We start from the raw sequence: 14,778 nt of genomic DNA on the forward strand, positions 1-14,778 counted from the left end.
GCGGAACAGGTGGTCCCCGTCGGTGACGGGGGTCGGGTCGCGGCCGTGGGTCACGGCGTGCAGCGGCGGGATGAATCAACTCTCGGTAAATGGATCGTAATGCAGAGTAAAGGCCAGGCATAGACTTACCGGGCAAATGGGTTAAAGGCTCACCTGAATGGGTGAAGTGGCAATTTCATCGGCTTGTCGTACTAATTCCTTCTCGGGCTCATGCGAACTTGGCGGCGCTGTCGTTGCCCCGAGAGAAGGAAGAAGGTGGGCGGAACATGGCCGCCACCCACAGGATTGCCGCGGGAGCCGTGGTCGCCGCGCTCTGCGCCGCCTCGCTCGCCGGTTGCGCGACCGGCACCGACGTCACCGAGGGAGGAGCTGCGGGCCCGCAGAAGGGAAAGCCCGCCCAGGCCCCGCCCAAGCGGGTGTTCCGTCTGATCGGCGACGGCTCCACCGCGTACACCGGAGCCCAGCCGCACCTGCCCAGAGCCGAACGTCTCAAGCCCGGCGAGAAGCCGCCGCAGTTCGTGGTGTTCTCCTGGGACGGCGCGGGCGAGGACAGCCAGAAGCTGTTCTCCCACTTCCGTGAGGTCGCCAAGGCCAATCACGCGACGATGACGTACTTCCTGAGCGGCGTGTACATGCTGCCGGAGGACAAGCGCGCCGAGTACAAGCCCCCGCAGCACTCCCCGGGCCGTTCCGACATCGGCTTCAACGACGAGCAGGGCATCGCCGACACCGTCAAGCAGCTGCGCCTCGCGTGGCTGGAGGGCAACGAGATCGGCACCCACTTCAACGGCCACTTCTGCGGCAGCTCCGGCGGGGTCGGCCAGTGGTCCGTCTCGGAGTGGAAGGACGAGATCGCCCAGGCCAAGAAGTTCGTCAAGTCCTGGAAGACCAACACCGGGATGTCGAAGGCCTCCCCGCTGCCCTTCGACTACGACAAGGAGCTCATCGGCGCCCGCACCCCCTGCCTCGAGGGGCAGAAGAACTTCATGGAGGCCGCCCGCGAGCTGGGCTTCCGCTACGACACCAGCGGGGTCAACGACCAGCTGTGGCCGAGGAAGAAGCGGGGCCTGTGGGACCTGTCGATGCAGCTCGTGCCGTTCCCCGGGCACTCCTACGAGCAGCTCACCATGGACTACAACTTCATGGTCAACCAGTCCGGCACCGCCACCCAGGGCGACCCGAGCAAGCACGCGTTCTGGGGCGACCAGATGCGCGAAGGACTGCTCAAGGGCTTCCACCGGGCCTACGACGGCAACCGCGCGCCGCTGATCATCGGCAACCACTTCGAGTCCTGGAACGGCGGCACCTACATGCGGGCCGTCGAGGAGACCATCGAGCAGGTCTGCAACAAGCCCGACGTGCGCTGTGTCTCCTTCCGGCAGCTCTCCGACTGGCTGGACGCGCAGGACCCGGACACCCTGGAGAAGCTGCGCGCCCTCGGCGTCGGCGAGGCACCGAAGCAGGGCTGGCCGGCCTTCCTGTCCGGCCGACCCGCCCCGGCACCGAAGGGCGTACCGGGGGCGCCGGCGGCGAAGCAGCGGTAGGCGCCCAGCGGCCAGGCGACGGTAGCCGTCCGGCGGCCAGTCGGCGCCAGCCGACCGGAGGTTGTCCTCAGACGGCCGCCACCGCGCTCTCGCCGAGGACGAACGAGGGGTCGATCTGCGCCGCCAGGTCGGCCCCCGTGCGCTCGTTGCCCCAGGACTGGGCGTTCTTGAGGTGGAAGTGCACCATCTGCTGGGTGTAGCGCTCGGCGTCGCGCAGGTCGTACGTCGCGTCGACGGCCGTCCGCAACCGGTGCAGGGCGCGGCGGTTGACGTCCTCCAGGAGCGCGAACCGGGGCGGCCGGCCCTTCTCCAGGGCGCGCACCCAGTCGGAGTGCCCGACCGTCACCAGCAGGTCGTCCCCGACCTCGGCGCGGAGGAAGTCGAGGTCGTCCCGGCCCTGCACCTTGTTGCCGACGACCTTCAGGACGACGCCGAAGTCGCGGGCGTACTCCTTGTACTGGCGATAGACGGAGACCCCCTTGCGGGTCGGCTCGGCGACGAGGAACGTGATGTCGAAACGCGTGAACATGCCGGAGGCGAAGGAGTCGGAGCCCGCCGTCATGTCCACCACGACGTACTCGCCCTGCCCGTCCACCAGGTGGTTCAGGCACAGCTCCACCGCTCCCGTCTTGGAGTGGTAGCAGGCGACCCCCAGGTCGGCGTCCGTGAAGGGGCCGGTGACCATCAAACGGACGACGTCGCCGTCGAGTTCCACCGGCCGGGCGCAGGCGTCGTAGACCGGGTTGTCCTCACGCACCCGCAACAGCCGCGAACCCTCACCGGGCGGAGTGGTCTTGATCATCTCCGCGGTCGAGGCGATCCGCGGGTTGGTGCCGCGCAGGTACTCCTTGATCAGCGGCAGCCGCTCACCCAGGGCGGGGAGCGCGGCCGCCTCCGCCTCGTCCAGGCCGAGTGCCGGACCCAGGTGCTGGTTGATGTCGGCGTCGACCGCGATCACCGGGGCTCCGGTGGCCGCGAGGTGGCGGATGAACAGGGAGGACAGGGTGGTCTTGCCGCTGCCACCCTTCCCGACGAAAGCAATTTTCATGTTCACGAAGCGTAGTCGGGTGATAGCTGTATGTGGCAGACGGGCGTGAGGAAGACCACTCCATCGAGGGGTGCGGGGCTCGGTTGCGTAGGGTCGTACTCATGAGTACGACAGGCGCGAACGCCGATCCGCTGGCGGCCCTGGGCTCGCTGCCCGGTGTGGCCGAGTCCGTGGAGTCCGTGCGCAAGTCCGTGGACCGGGTCTACGGACACCGTGTCATGCGGCGCCGCAGCAATGAGATCACCTCGGAGGCGGCCCTGCGCGGCGCCCGCGGCTCGGCCGCGCTGTCCGGCGCGGACTGGGCCCTCGAAGAGGTGCGCCGGCGCTCCGACTTCGGCGTCGACGACGAGGCACGCATCGTGGGCGCGGCCCTCAGGCTGACCGCCGAGGCCGGTCAACTGCTCTCCATCTGGCGACAGTCGCCCCTGAGGGTGCTGGCCCGGCTGCATCTGGTCGCCGCGGCGACCGACGAGGACGAGATCGGGCGTCCCCGCCAGGCCGGCGAGAGCGTCGACGAGCCGCTCATCGAACTGCCCCTGCCCGACGCGGCCGAGGTCTCCGGCCGGCTGGAGGGCCTGTCCGGCCTGATCATCGCGGGCAGCTCGGCCCCCGCCCTGGTCACGGCCGCCGTCGTGCAGGGAGAACTCCTCGCCCTCAGGCCCTTCGTGTCCCACAACGGCCTGGTCGCGCGCGCGGCCGCGCGGATCGTCCTGGTCGGCAGCGGCCTCGACCCCAAGTCGGTCTGCCCGGCGGAGATCGGTCACGCCGAACTGGGCCGTGCGGCCTATCTGGCGGCTCTCGACGGCTACGTCTCCGGCACCCCCGAGGGCATGGCCGCCTGGATCGCCCACTGCGGCAGCGCGATCGAACTGGGTGCGCGTGAGTCCACGGCGGTGTGCGAGGCGCTTCAGCGCGGGGCGGCGTAGAAACCCCTGAACAGGGTTGCGGCGGTACGAATCCTCGTACCGCCGCTGGCATGTTCACCGGGTTACCAAGCGTCCTCGATGTATTGCCCATCAGGTCGGGAACTTTGCCCGTCACCTGGTGCGGCTGGCCCGTAATCGACGGGTCGACGTCGCGTGGGTGCTCGGTGTCCATGCTCGGTCCGTGGGGCCAAATGCGTTTTTAAGGTGATCCTCTCGGATGTCCTTGGTCTCGCGGGCCGTTAACCCCTTTGTACTCCTGGACCCGGGCAAGTGGAACCCCTGCTGGCTGTTCTTTACTTACATCCGCAAATAGGAGCCAAGTAGGCGGAATCCCCTCAGGCCACGGTCGACCGCCGTCGATTCGCGTACCAGACGAGGCCCGCCGTCGCTGCCGCCGCTCCGATCGCGGCGACCGCGACGAGTGCCGGGCGGGGCGGTACGGCGAATCCGGGCAGTCGCTGCTTGAGCCGGACCGGCCGGTGGAAATCGAGAATCGGCCACCCGCGCGCGAGGGCCTCCTTGCGCAGCGTCCGGTCCGGGTTGACCGCGTGCGGGTGGCCCACCGCCTGCAGCATCGGCAGGTCGGTCGCCGAGTCGCTGTAGGCGTAGCAGCGCTCCAGGTCGTACCCCTCGGACTCCGCCAGCTCCTGAACCGCCTCGGCCTTCGTCGGGCCGTACGCGTAGTACTCCACCTCACCGGTGAAGCAGCCGTCCTCGCCCACCACCATGCGGGTCGCCACCACCCGGTCGGCGCCCAGGAGTTCGCCGATCGGCTCCACCACCTCGGCGCCGGACGTGGACACGATGACGACGTCCCGGCCGGCGGTGTGGTGCTCCTCGATGAGGGAGGCGGCCTCGTCGTAGATGATCGGGTCGATCAGGTCGTGCAGGGTCTCGGCCACGATCTCCTTGACCTGCTGGACGTTCCAGCCGCGCACGAGCGCGGAGAGGTACTCGCGGGTGCGCTCCATCTGGTCGTGGTCCATACCGCCGACGAGGAAGACGAACTGGGCATATGCGGTCCGCAAGGCGGCCCTGCGGTTGATCAGGCCGCCTTGGTAGAACGACTTGCTGAACGTGAGCGTGCTCGACTTCGCAATGACCGTCTTGTCCAGGTCAAAGAAGGCGGCTGTGCGGGGCAAGGAGTGGTTTTCCACGACCCCGAGCATAGGCGCAGCCCATTCGGCGTAAGGTGAGGCGCGTGGGTTTGCCTGAGAAGGCTCTCGGGTACACCATGGAAGTCACGGATCGTTCGCGACCGTGCTAACGCGGTCCGGCTCCTCCCCCCCCGAGTCGGCCGTGGAGACGACCCCCACTCTCCCCCCCGGTGGGGGTCGTCGCATGTCCAGGTGGGTTTTTCCTCTTCTGTCCGCGGTCCCGCGACCGTTTCGGGCGGCTTCGGCCGCCCCTTCGTCATGCCCATGATTCGTCACTGTGGGTAGCTGTCGCGCTGCTCTGCGGAAGTCGTACACAGGCGCCAGGGGGCTCACCGGTATGGGTGACGGCGATATTCACAACCGCAGAGTTGTCCACAGTTATCGACCAAGATCCACACGATTTCCGGGACCGCTGCACCGTGATTCCCACACGCCCTGCTCCCGCCGACTTCATGGCCGGTTCTGGTTAGTCGGGTGTGTTTGGCCGGTTTCTATCGGCCGCTCATATGGAGGCCGGTTGCCGGTTCTTCACATGTATGGGAATCGCGGGGCCGAAGGGGCCGCGTGAGAGAGGCGTCGCGCGGGCTCACCGAGGAGGCCCGGCGCTGCGCGGCGAAGGGGGATGGAGACCGTGACCGCAGCCGTCACACCTGAAGGGCAGCCCGCCGCCGGAGGGCGGCCGGGACAGCCGTTGATCGTCACGGAGGACGAGGACCTGCTCGACGACCTGCTGCGGCTGTGCGCGGCGGCCGGGGCCAAGGCCGAGGTCCACCACGGAGTGCCGGAGCCCAGAGGCAGCTGGGAGGCCGCCCCGCTCGTCCTGGTCGGCGACGACGCCGCACGACGTGTGCGCGGGGCCGCCCGCAGGCGCGGAGTGGTGCTCGTGGGCCGGGACCAGGACGACTCCGGGGTGTGGAAGCGGGCCGTCGAGATCGGCGCCGACCACGTCCTGATGCTGCCCGACGGCGAGCAGTGGCTGGTCGACCGGATCGCCGACGTCACCGAGGGCGTCGGCCGGCCCGCCCTCACCGTCGGCGTCATCGGCGGACGCGGCGGGGCCGGAGCCTCCACGCTCGCGTGCGCCCTCGCCGTCACCTCCGCGCGTGAGGGCCTGCGCACACTCCTCGTGGACGCAGATCCGCTGGGCGGCGGACTCGACGTACTCCTCGGCGGAGAGAGCACCGAAGGGCTGCGATGGCCCGCGTTCGCCGCCTCGCGCGGCCGGGTCGGCGGCGGCGCCCTGGAGGAGTCGCTGCCACGGCTGCACTCGCTGCGGGTGCTGAGCTGGGACCGCGGCGACCGCATCGCCGTCCCGCCCCAGGCCGTGCGGGCGGTGCTCGCCGCGGCCCGGCGCCGGGGCGGCACCGTCGTCGTCGACCTGCCCCGCCGCCTCGACGACGGCGTCGCCGAGGCACTCGCCCAGATCGACCTGGGGATCCTCGTGGTCCCCGCCGAACTGCGCGCCGTCGCCGCGGCCGGCCGGGTGGCCTCGGCGGTCGGCATGGTCCTGCGCGATCTGAGGGTGGCGGTACGCGGCCCCTACGCACCCGGACTCGACGACCGCGAGGTGGCCCGTCTGCTGGGACTTCCCCTGGTGGGCGAGATCCCGGTCGAGTCGGGTCTCCAGCGGGCCCAGGGGAGCGGATCACCACCGGGGGCTGCCGTGCGGGGGCCGCTGGCGCGGTTCTGCAAGGACTTCTGGGAGCGCGCGCTGACGGAGGCGGGAGCGGCATGAGCGTGTTCTCGGACTTCGGGCAGGTGCGTGGCGGTGCGCACCGCGAAGCACAGCGGGGCGGCGCTGCGGGGCGGGGGCGGCTGGATGATCCTGGTGTCGGTGTCGGTGTCGGTGTCGGTGTCGGTGTCGGTGTCGGTGTCGGTGTCGGTGTCGGCGTCGGTTCCGGTTCTGGTTCCGTTGAGCGACGGTGGTCGGGTGAGGTGCAGGCCGGTGCTGCCTCAGGGCGGCTGCGGTCGGCCCCCGCGGACGTGCCGGTGGTGTCCTCGGCTGCCGGTGCCGACATGGCTCCCGGGATGCTCGACGGCGTACGGCAGTGGCTGGCCGAGAGCGGAGCCGAACCGACGCCCGCGCGGGTGGCGCAGGCGCTGCGGGAGCAGGGACGGGTCCTAGGAGACGCCGAAGTGCTGGGCGCGGCCGAGAGGTTGCGTTCCGAACTGGTCGGCAGCGGACCCCTGGAACCGTTGCTCGCCGACCCGTCGGTGACGGACGTCCTCGTGTCGGCCCCGGACCGGGTCTGGGTGGACCGGGGCGGCGGACTCGAACTGACCGCCGTCGCCTTCCCGGACGCGGCCGCCGTACGACGACTCGCGCAGCGGCTCGCCGCGGTGGCGGGGCGGCGCCTCGACGACGCGCGGCCCTGGGTCGACGCCCGGCTTCCGGACGGCACGCGGCTGCACGCGGTGCTTCCTCCGGTCGCGGTCGGCTGCGCCTGTCTGTCGCTGCGGGTCGTACGGCCGCGCGCGTTCACGCTCGACGAACTGGTCGCCGCCGGCACGGTCCCGCCGGGCGGGGACCGGGTGCTGCGGGCGCTGCTCGACGCGCGGCTGTCCTTCCTCATCAGCGGCGGGACCGGCACCGGCAAGACGACGCTGCTGAGCGCCCTGCTGGGGCTCGTCGGACCCGGCGAGCGGATCGTGCTCGCCGAGGACTCGGCGGAGCTCAGACCGGACCATCCGCATGTCGTCCGGCTGGAGACGAGACCCGCCAACCAGGAGGGCGCCGGACTCGTGACGCTGGAGGACCTGGTGCGACAGGCCCTGCGGATGCGGCCGGACCGGCTCGTGGTGGGTGAGGTGCGCGGGCCCGAGGTGCTGGATCTGCTGGCGGCCTTGAACACGGGCCATGAGGGCGGCTGCGGGACCGTCCACGCCAACGCGGCGGCCGACGTGCCGGCCCGCCTGGAGGCGCTGGGGACGGCGGCCGGCCTCGACCGGGCCGCACTGCACAGCCAGTTGGCGGCCGCGTTGTCGGTCGTCCTGCATCTCGTGCGCGACCGGGCCGGGCGGCGGCGGATCGCCGAGGTGCGGGTGCTGGAGCGGGACGCCACAGGGCTGGTGCGGACGGTTCCGGCGCTGCGGTGGGGAGCGGAGGCGTTCGCGTACGAGCGGGGGTGGGAGCGGCTGCGAGGGCTCCTCGGGGGTGCGGTGCGGCTGCCGGGGGAGGGCGGATGACCCGGGGGGATCGGGGCCGGCTTGAGGGTGACGGGACGGCTCGGACGGTGATGGGCCGGTTGGCCGGTGACGGGACGGCTCGGGCGGTGGGAGGACGTGGTGATCGGGATGGGGGAGATGTCGGTGGTGTCGACGGGTGTGGCCGTGGGGTGCCTCGGGGCGGCTGTGTGGCTGTGGGGCGGGCGGCGCTCCGGGATGCGGCGGGCGCAGGTGCTGCTGGCGGGCGGCGGGGTGGTGGGAGCCGGGCCTGCGCCATGGCTGCGAGTGGCTGGGGAGCTGCAGCGGGTCCGTCGGCGGCTGGGGTTCGAGTGGTGGGCGGTGGCCGCCGGGTTGGTGCTCGCCGTGCTGGGGGCCTCGGTGCTGCCGGTCGTGGCGGGGGCGGCCGGGGTGCCGTTGCTGCGGCGGGTGCGGCTGGCCCGGGAGGAGCGTCGGGTGCGTGAGCGACGGGCCGACGCGGTGATCGCGCTGTGCGCGGTGGTCGCCGGGGAGGTACGGGCGGGGCGGCAGCCGGGGGAGGCGCTGGTGCGGGGGGTGCGGGACTTCGAGAGGGCGGGAGACGGCGGTCCTGGGGGAGCGGGTGGGGTCCGTTCGGGTGGGGCCGGAGGCGGGGGCGTGGGAGACGTCGGGGTCGGCTCGGGTGGGGCCGGAGGCGGGCGCGTGGGAGACGTCGGGGTCGGCTCGGGTGGGGCCGGGGCCGGAGACTCGGGAGACGTCCGGGGCGGTTCGGTCGGGTCCAGTCCTGGAGCGTCGGCGTTCGGTGGGATCGGGGAGACACAGGCCGCCGTGCTGGCGGCGGCCCGGTTCGGCGGGGATGTTCCGGGCGCGCTCGCTGCGGCGGCCCGCCGGCCCGGTGCCGAGGGACTGCTGGGGCTTGCCGCGTGCTGGCGGGTGGCCGTGGACCAGGGCGCGGGGCTCGCGGCCGGCCTCGATCGGCTCGAAGGGGCGTTGCGGGCCGAGCGTGACCAACGGGCCGACCTGCGCGCCCAGTTGGCGGGAGCAAGGTCCACGGCGTGGATGCTCGCCGGGCTGCCGGTGCTGGGGCTGGGCCTCGGTGCCGCGCTCGGCGCCGATCCCCTGCACGTCCTGCTGCACACCGGGACCGGGCTGGGCTGTCTGCTGGTCGGTGGCCTGCTGGAGGGCGTCGGGATGTGGTGGGCGACGCGGATCGTACGGGGAGCCGAGGCGGCATGAGCGCGGAAGTTGTCCACAGGCTGGGGGTAGTGCTGGGAACCGCGCTGGCGGTCGCCTGGTTCGCCCGGTGGGCCGCGCAGGTGCGGCGTGAGCGGAGACTGCGGCGACGGCTCGGAGCGCTGCTTGCCGCCGCGGAGGCCGGGGTCGAGGGCCCGCGCTTCGAAGGGCGGGAGTTCGCGCGACGGTGGCTGCCCGTGCTCGGCGTCGGGTGTTCCGGCTGGGTCCTGGTCGGCGGAGTCGCCGGTGTCGTGGTCGGACTGGTCGTCGCGGCGGGCTTGTGGCGGTGGCGGTGGCGGCTTCGGCAGAGCGCCGGTGCCGGTGCCGGTGCCGGTGCCGGAGAGGTTGACGCGCGCGAGGCGGCTCGGCAACTGCCGCTCGCCGCCGATCTGCTGGCCGCCTGCATCGCGGCGGGCGCCGGCCCCGTGATCGCGGCACAGGCTGTCGGCGAGGCACTGGGCGGTCCGGTGGGAGAGGGACTCGCGCGCGGGGCGGCGGAGGTACGCCTCGGCGGTGCACCGGGCGAGGCCTGGCGAAAGCTCGCCTCCACACCGGGCGCCGGGGCGCTGGCCCGGCTGCTGGAGCGCGCCGACGTGACCGGGGTGCCCGCGGCCGGACCGGTCGCCGGGCTCGCGGCTGACGCCCGCGCCGACTGGGGGCGTGCCGCGACGGCCCGGGCTCGGAAGGCCGCCGTGCTGGTCACCGCGCCGGTGGGGCTGTGTTTCCTGCCCGCGTTCATCGCGGTCGGCGTGCTGCCGATCGTGATCGGGCTCGCGGGAGGAGTGCTGGGAGGGGGTGGGCGATGACGGCGGACGGGTGGTGAGCCGGGTTTGTCGGATGAGCCGGGTGCGTCGGCAGACAGGCGAGCAGGTGCACGAGCGGTCGGGCGAGAAGCCGGACGCGCGGTCGGACGAGCTGTCGGACCGCTGATCAACGGGACTGAACCTTACGGGGGTTGAGATGTACAAGGCAGTACGGGCGCGGATGCGGGCCCTGGTGTGCAGGACGGTGTGCCGGGCGCGGTCGATGCGCGGGGACGACGGAATGGTCACCTCCGAGTACGCGATGGGGATTGTCGCGGCGGTGGCGTTCGCGGTGGTGCTCTACAAGGTGGTGACGAGCGGGACCGTCAGCGCGGAACTCGAGGCCATCGTGAAGAGGGCGCTCGATGCGGAGGCGTGAAGGGGCGGCGGACCAGGGGTTCGTGACGGCGGAGTCGGCCATGGTGCTGCCCGTTCTGGTGATGTTCGCGATGGCGCTGGTGTGGGGGCTGCTCGTGGTGGCCGCGCAGATCCAGTGCGTGGATGCGGCCAGGACGGGAGCCCGCGCGGCGGCTCGCGAGGACCCCGACGAGGCGGTCGTCCGGGTGGTTCGGGACACGGCACCGCGCGACGCGCAGGTGACGGTCGCCCGGGAGGGCGACCGGGTCCGTGTCGTGGTCGTGGCGAGGCCACCCGCGCTGCACGGTCTGCCCTTCGAGGTGCGGGAGGAGGCCGTGGCGCTGGTGGAGGCGACGGTGGGGGAAGGGGGCTGAGGAGGGGGATGAAGGGGAATCAGGGACGGCGTCCTGGAGCACGGTTCGCCACCGTGCGGTCGGGGATCGGGCGCGCAGGAATCGGCCGTGCAGGGGGCGATCGGTCCGCCGGTCAGTGGTTCGACCGGGTCCGCCGCGCTGCCGTCCGGTTCGTCGGCGGGCATGTCGCCGCCGGCCGTTCGGACCGGGGTTCTGCCACCGTCTGGAGTGTCGGTGCCATCGCGGTGCTGTGCGTGGTGTTCGGGTTCGTGCTGGCTCTCGGGCAGGCCGTCGTCGTACGGCATCGGGCGGCCGGCGGTGCGGATCTCGCGGCGCTCGCGGCCGCGGACCACTGGGCCGACGGGCCCGCGGCGGCCTGCGCCCGGGCTGGTGAGGTGGCGCGGAACCAGAATGCGCGGCTCGTGAGGTGCGCGCTGGTCGGCGAGGTCTCGGACGTGACGGCGGCCTCGGGACGGGGGCCGTTCACGGCGGAGGTCAGGGCACGGGCGGGACCTGCGGGGCCGGTTCCGCCAATGGCTCCGGTTCCGCCAAAGGCGCCGCTTCCGCCAGCCCTAGAGGGCGCTGCGGTTACGTCTTCTCGGGGCTGGAGCCCGCCGCGCCCTGGAGGTCCGGCCGCTCCGGGGAGCCGGGATCCGGGATTCCAGGGGGTGCTCCCTCCTGAGCCCCGGCGCGCCCTTCCTCCGGCACCTCGTGGGGCACCGTCCCCGGCGCCCCGGAGACTCCCTCCTCCGGCGCCCCCCGCAACAGCACCGTGAGGAGGCGTACCGCCCCCCTCTTGTGCAGCGGGTCATTGCCGTTGCCGCACTTGGGGGACTGGATGCAGGACGGGCAGCCGGCGTCGCACTCGCAGGAGGCGATGGCCTGGCGGGTGGCGGTGAGCCAGGCGCGGGCGGTGTGGAAGGCGCGCTCCGCGAAGCCCGCGCCGCCCGGGTGGCCGTCGTAGACGAAGACCGTGGGGAGGAGCGTGTCGGGGTGGAGGGGGATGGAGACCCCGCCGATGTCCCAGCGGTCGCAGGTCGCGAAGAGCGGGAGGAGGCCGATGGAGGCGTGTTCCGCGGCGTGCAGGGCGCCGCCGAGGATCTCCGGGTTGATCCGGGCCTCGTCGAGCTGGTCCTCGGTGACCGTCCACCACACCGCGCGGGTGCGCAGCGTACGAGGAGGGAGGTCCAGTTTCGTCTCGCCCAGTACTTCACCGGTGATGAGGCGTCTGCGGAGGAAGGAGACGACCTGGTTGGTGACCTCGACGGAGCCGTAGCACAACCGGCCTTCGCCCCAGGGCACTTCGACGTCCGTCTCGAGGACGGAGATCGCCGTCGTGTCGCGGGCGACCGTCGAGTAGGACGGGTTCGCCTCCTCGACCAGGGCGACCGAGTCCTCCAGGTCCAGCGAGCGGACGAGATAGGTGCGCCCCTGGTGGAGGTGGACCGCGCCCTCGTGGACGGCGGTGTGGGCGGAGCCCGCGTCGACCGTGCCGAGGAGGCGGCCGGTGCCCGACTCGACGATCTGGATGGGACGGCCGCCCTCCCCGCGGATGTCGGTGAGGTCGGCGGCCCGCTCCCGACGGGTCCAGTGCCAGGCCTTGGTGCGGCGGCGCAGCAGCTTCGCGGACTCCAGCTGCCCCAGCAGGCTCTCGGTCTCCGGCCCGAACAACTCCATGTCCTCGTCGGTCAACGGCAGTTCCGCCGCGGCCGCGCACAGGTGCGGGGCGAGGACGTACGGGTTGTCGGGGTCCAGGACCGTGGACTCCACCGGCCGGTCGAAGAGGGCCTCGGGGTGGTGGACGAGGTAGGTGTCCAGGGGGTCGTCGCGGGCCACGAGGACCGCCAGGGCGCCCTGGCCGGCCCGTCCGGCCCGGCCGGCCTGCTGCCACAGGGACGCGCGCGTGCCGGGGTAGCCGCAGATCAGTACGGCGTCCAGTCCCGAGACGTCGATGCCGAGTTCCAGAGCCGAGGTGGCGGCCAGGCCCAGCAGTTCTCCCGAGTGCAGGGCCTGTTCCAGGGCGCGGCGCTCCTCGGGGAGATAGCCGCCGCGGTACGCCGCCACGCGTCGGGCCAGGGAGCGGTCGACCTCGGCCAGCCGTTCCTGGGCGATCACGGAGATCAGCTCGGCGCCGCGCCGGGAGCGCACGAAGGCGACCGAGCGCACGCCCTGCACGGCGAGGTCGGTGAGGAGGTCCGCCGTCTCCGCGGTGGCGGTGCGGCGGACCGGGGCGCCCTTCTCGCCCTGCATCTCGGTGAGCGGGGGCTCCCAGAGGGCAAACACCAGTTCGCCGCGGGGGGAGGCGTCGTCGGCGACCTCGACCACCGGCAGGCCGGTCAGGCGGCGGGCGGCGACCGACGGCTCGGCGGCGGTCGCGGAGGCCAGCAGGAAGACGGGGGAGGCGCCGTAGCGGGCGCAGAGGCGGCGCAGACGGCGCAGCACCTGGGCGACATGGGAGCCGAACACGCCCCGGTAGGTGTGGCACTCGTCGATGACGACGTACTTGAGCGCCTTCAGGAAGGAGGACCAGCGGGAGTGGGACGGGAGTATCCCGCGGTGCAGCATGTCCGGATTGGTCAGCACGTAGTTGGCGTACTGGCGGATCCACTCGCGTTCCTCGAACGGCGTGTCGCCGTCGTAGACCGCGGGACGCACGGAATTGCCCAGCGGTTGTGAAAGTTCCTTCACCGAGCGGCACTGGTCCGCTGCCAGGGCCTTCGTCGGGGACAGGTAGAGCGTGGTGGCACCGCGGCCGTTCGGGGCCTCGGAGCCGTCCAGGAGGGTGGACAGGACCGGCACGAGGTACGCCAGGGACTTGCCGGAGGCGGTGCCGGTGGCGACGACGACCGACTCGCCGTCCAGGGCGTGCTCGGCCGCGCGTGCCTGGTGGGCCCAGGGGTGCTCGATGCCGCACGCCTGGACGGCCGCGATGACCTCGGGGCGGATCCGGTCGGGCCAGACGGCATGGCGACCCGCACGTGGGGGCAAGTGCTCCGTATGAGTGATGCGCGCAGACCGGCTCGGCCCGGCGGCGAGCCGGTCCAGAACCGTGCTCGGCGCGGGGCGGGGACCGGCGTCCGTCGAGGGTCGATCGGATCGGAGATTCTTGGCCATCGGCACCGAGTGTGTCACTGGCGTGACGGACAATGGGACCAAGGCGTCGTGCACGCCTGCCGGTAAGTGATTGAATGCCATCGCGGCTGGCGAACCGTCCCGGGGGCTCTGCCGAGGTGTCCCGAGGGGCGACCGCTCGATAGCAAGGTGCTGGAGGATCCGTGGACCTGTCCCTGTCGACCGAGACCGTCGGCGATCGCACGATCGTCAGGGTCGGTGGCGAAATCGACGTATATACCGCGCCCAAGCTGCGCGAGCAGCTGGTCGAGCTGGTGAACGACGGCAGTTTCCACCTTGTCGTCGACATGGAGGGCGTGGACTTCCTCGACTCCACCGGACTCGGCGTGCTGGTCGGCGGCCTGAAGCGTGTGCGTGCCCATGAGGGCTCGCTGCGCCTGGTCTGCAACCAGGAGCGCATTCTCAAGATCTTCCGTATCACCGGCCTCACCAAGGTGTTCCCGATCCACACCTCGGTCGAGGAAGCGGTGGCGGCGACCGACTGACCTGATTCCCGGGCCCGTGCCCGGATCGGCAGAAGGACGTCGGTAGAAGCAAAAGGAGGGGGTCCGGGCTTTCGGCGGCCCGGTCCCTCGACAGCACGCCCGTAGTTCCGAGGGGGACGCATGGCCACCGTTGAACTCCGTTTCAGCGCGCTGCCCGAGCATGTCAGGACCGCCCGACTGGTGGCGGCAGCGGTGGCGCGCAGGTCCGGAGTGGACGAGGCCGTCCTCGACGAGGTCAGGCTCGCCGTCGGCGAGGCCTGTACCCGTGCCGTCGGACTGCACCAGAGCGGCGGCATCAGCGCGCCGGTCAAGGTGCTGCTGATCGAGGAGGAGAAGCAGTTCTCCATCGAGGTCGGCGACGAGGCGCCGCGTTCGGCCCCGGGCGACCGGGCATCGGGCGCGCCGGGTGAGGACCACGACGTGGAGACCGAGGAGGACGAGATGGGCCTCGCGGTCATCAGCGGCCTCGTCGACGACGTCGAGGTCACCGCAGGGGAGCACGGCGGACAGATCCGTATGACCTGGCCGACCACGCCGCCGGCCGCGACGCTTCCCTGACTCGCACCGCGTTTTCTTGCACCGAAGGGCCCTACCCGTTA

At 72.0% G+C, this 14,778-nt stretch carries 13 protein-coding genes and 1 pseudogene; 11 read left to right on the forward strand and 3 right to left on the reverse strand.

Features of this window, described 5'->3' with window-relative positions; genetic code table 11:
• The first annotated feature begins 266 nt into the window (after positions 1 to 266).
• Complete coding sequence (locus IOD14_RS02305; RefSeq protein WP_123990789.1) at positions 267 to 1,544, forward strand: hypothetical protein; 1,278 nt, start codon at positions 267 to 269, stop codon at positions 1,542 to 1,544.
• Between the two features lie 67 nt (positions 1,545 to 1,611).
• Here the strand turns inward: IOD14_RS02305 and IOD14_RS02310 are convergent, their stop codons facing one another.
• Positions 1,612 to 2,592 (reverse strand): ATP-binding protein, encoded by a 981-nt coding sequence (locus IOD14_RS02310; protein WP_123990790.1) that lies wholly within the window; start codon positions 2,590 to 2,592, stop codon positions 1,612 to 1,614.
• Positions 2,593 to 2,693: 101 nt separating this feature from the next.
• Here IOD14_RS02310 and IOD14_RS02315 point away from each other — a divergent pair, with 101 nt between their 5' ends.
• The gene (locus IOD14_RS02315; RefSeq protein WP_212669545.1) at positions 2,694 to 3,518 is read left to right on the forward strand and encodes an oxidoreductase; all 825 of its coding nucleotides are present in this window, start codon (positions 2,694 to 2,696) and stop codon (positions 3,516 to 3,518) included.
• 335 nt (positions 3,519 to 3,853) lie between these two features.
• On the opposite strand, the gene IOD14_RS02320 is transcribed toward IOD14_RS02315, so the two are convergent.
• Positions 3,854 to 4,687, reverse strand: coding sequence for an HAD family hydrolase (locus IOD14_RS02320; protein ID WP_123990792.1), 834 nt, complete (start codon positions 4,685 to 4,687; stop codon positions 3,854 to 3,856).
• A gap of 610 nt (positions 4,688 to 5,297) precedes the next feature.
• Here IOD14_RS02320 and ssd point away from each other — a divergent pair.
• The 7 genes and pseudogenes from ssd to IOD14_RS44135 form a co-directional block, all read left to right on the forward strand.
• On the forward strand, positions 5,298 to 6,410 hold the full coding sequence (gene ssd / locus IOD14_RS02325; protein WP_212669546.1) for a septum site-determining protein Ssd: 1,113 nt from the start codon (positions 5,298 to 5,300) through the stop codon (positions 6,408 to 6,410).
• Between the two features lie 281 nt (positions 6,411 to 6,691).
• Positions 6,692 to 7,861 carry a TadA family conjugal transfer-associated ATPase gene (locus IOD14_RS02330; protein ID WP_123990794.1) on the forward strand — a complete coding sequence of 390 codons (1,170 nt, stop codon included), beginning with the start codon at positions 6,692 to 6,694 and terminating at the stop codon, positions 7,859 to 7,861.
• Between the two features lie 66 nt (positions 7,862 to 7,927).
• On the forward strand, positions 7,928 to 9,052 hold the full coding sequence (locus IOD14_RS02335) for a type II secretion system F family protein (protein ID WP_349252424.1): 1,125 nt from the start codon (positions 7,928 to 7,930) through the stop codon (positions 9,050 to 9,052).
• Entirely contained in the window at positions 9,049 to 9,855 is an 807-nt protein-coding gene (locus tag IOD14_RS02340; RefSeq protein ID WP_212669547.1) for a type II secretion system F family protein, read from the forward strand. Before IOD14_RS02335 ends, IOD14_RS02340 begins: the two co-directional genes overlap by 4 nt.
• A gap of 154 nt (positions 9,856 to 10,009) precedes the next feature.
• A complete protein-coding gene (locus tag IOD14_RS02345) occupies positions 10,010 to 10,231 on the forward strand; it encodes a DUF4244 domain-containing protein (protein WP_123990796.1) in 222 nt (73 codons plus the stop codon).
• Positions 10,218 to 10,583: a TadE family type IV pilus minor pilin gene (locus tag IOD14_RS02350; RefSeq protein ID WP_212669548.1), complete on the forward strand. Its 366-nt coding sequence runs from the start codon at positions 10,218 to 10,220 to the stop codon at positions 10,581 to 10,583. Before IOD14_RS02345 ends, IOD14_RS02350 begins: the two co-directional genes overlap by 14 nt.
• Positions 10,584 to 10,801: 218 nt before the next feature.
• Positions 10,802 to 11,092, forward strand: a pseudogene (locus IOD14_RS44135) (Rv3654c family TadE-like protein); the annotation flags it as partial.
• 58 nt (positions 11,093 to 11,150) lie between these two features.
• Here the strand turns inward: IOD14_RS44135 and IOD14_RS02360 are convergent.
• Positions 11,151 to 13,757, reverse strand: a complete 2,607-nt coding sequence (locus IOD14_RS02360; protein ID WP_249125813.1) for a DEAD/DEAH box helicase — start codon at positions 13,755 to 13,757, stop codon at positions 11,151 to 11,153.
• An 80-nt stretch (positions 13,758 to 13,837) separates the two neighbouring features.
• Between IOD14_RS02360 and bldG the strand changes: the two genes are divergently transcribed.
• Positions 13,838 to 14,179, forward strand: a complete 342-nt coding sequence (gene bldG, locus IOD14_RS02365) for an anti-sigma factor antagonist BldG (RefSeq protein ID WP_006132569.1) — start codon at positions 13,838 to 13,840, stop codon at positions 14,177 to 14,179.
• Between the two features lie 120 nt (positions 14,180 to 14,299).
• The gene (locus IOD14_RS02370; RefSeq protein ID WP_123990799.1) at positions 14,300 to 14,737 is read left to right on the forward strand and encodes an ATP-binding protein; all 438 of its coding nucleotides are present in this window, start codon (positions 14,300 to 14,302) and stop codon (positions 14,735 to 14,737) included.
• Positions 14,738 to 14,778: the final 41 nt, after the last annotated feature.

It is taken from the genome of Streptomyces sp. A2-16 (assembly GCF_018128905.1).
Lineage (GTDB): Bacteria > Actinomycetota > Actinomycetes > Streptomycetales > Streptomycetaceae > Streptomyces.

What these genes read in the sequence shown, in the direction of transcription:
- IOD14_RS02310 (WP_123990790.1), bottom strand. Translation starts at nt 2,592, where the DNA reads ATGAAAATTGCTTTCGTCGGGAAGGGTGGCAGCGGCAAGACCACCCTG.
- IOD14_RS02370 (WP_123990799.1), top strand. Translation starts at nt 14,300, where the DNA reads ATGGCCACCGTTGAACTCCGTTTCAGCGCGCTGCCCGAGCATGTCAGG.
- IOD14_RS02360 (WP_249125813.1), bottom strand. Translation starts at nt 13,757, where the DNA reads ATGGCATTCAATCACTTACCGGCAGGCGTGCACGACGCCTTGGTCCCA.
- IOD14_RS02345 (WP_123990796.1), top strand. Translation starts at nt 10,010, where the DNA reads ATGTACAAGGCAGTACGGGCGCGGATGCGGGCCCTGGTGTGCAGGACG.
- IOD14_RS02305 (WP_123990789.1), top strand. Translation starts at nt 267, where the DNA reads ATGGCCGCCACCCACAGGATTGCCGCGGGAGCCGTGGTCGCCGCGCTC.
- IOD14_RS02350 (WP_212669548.1), top strand. Translation starts at nt 10,218, where the DNA reads ATGCGGAGGCGTGAAGGGGCGGCGGACCAGGGGTTCGTGACGGCGGAG.
- ssd (WP_212669546.1), top strand. Translation starts at nt 5,298, where the DNA reads ATGGAGACCGTGACCGCAGCCGTCACACCTGAAGGGCAGCCCGCCGCC.
- IOD14_RS02315 (WP_212669545.1), top strand. Translation starts at nt 2,694, where the DNA reads ATGAGTACGACAGGCGCGAACGCCGATCCGCTGGCGGCCCTGGGCTCG.
- IOD14_RS02320 (WP_123990792.1), bottom strand. Translation starts at nt 4,687, where the DNA reads ATGCTCGGGGTCGTGGAAAACCACTCCTTGCCCCGCACAGCCGCCTTC.
- IOD14_RS02330 (WP_123990794.1), top strand. Translation starts at nt 6,692, where the DNA reads ATGGCTCCCGGGATGCTCGACGGCGTACGGCAGTGGCTGGCCGAGAGC.
- IOD14_RS02340 (WP_212669547.1), top strand. Translation starts at nt 9,049, where the DNA reads ATGAGCGCGGAAGTTGTCCACAGGCTGGGGGTAGTGCTGGGAACCGCG.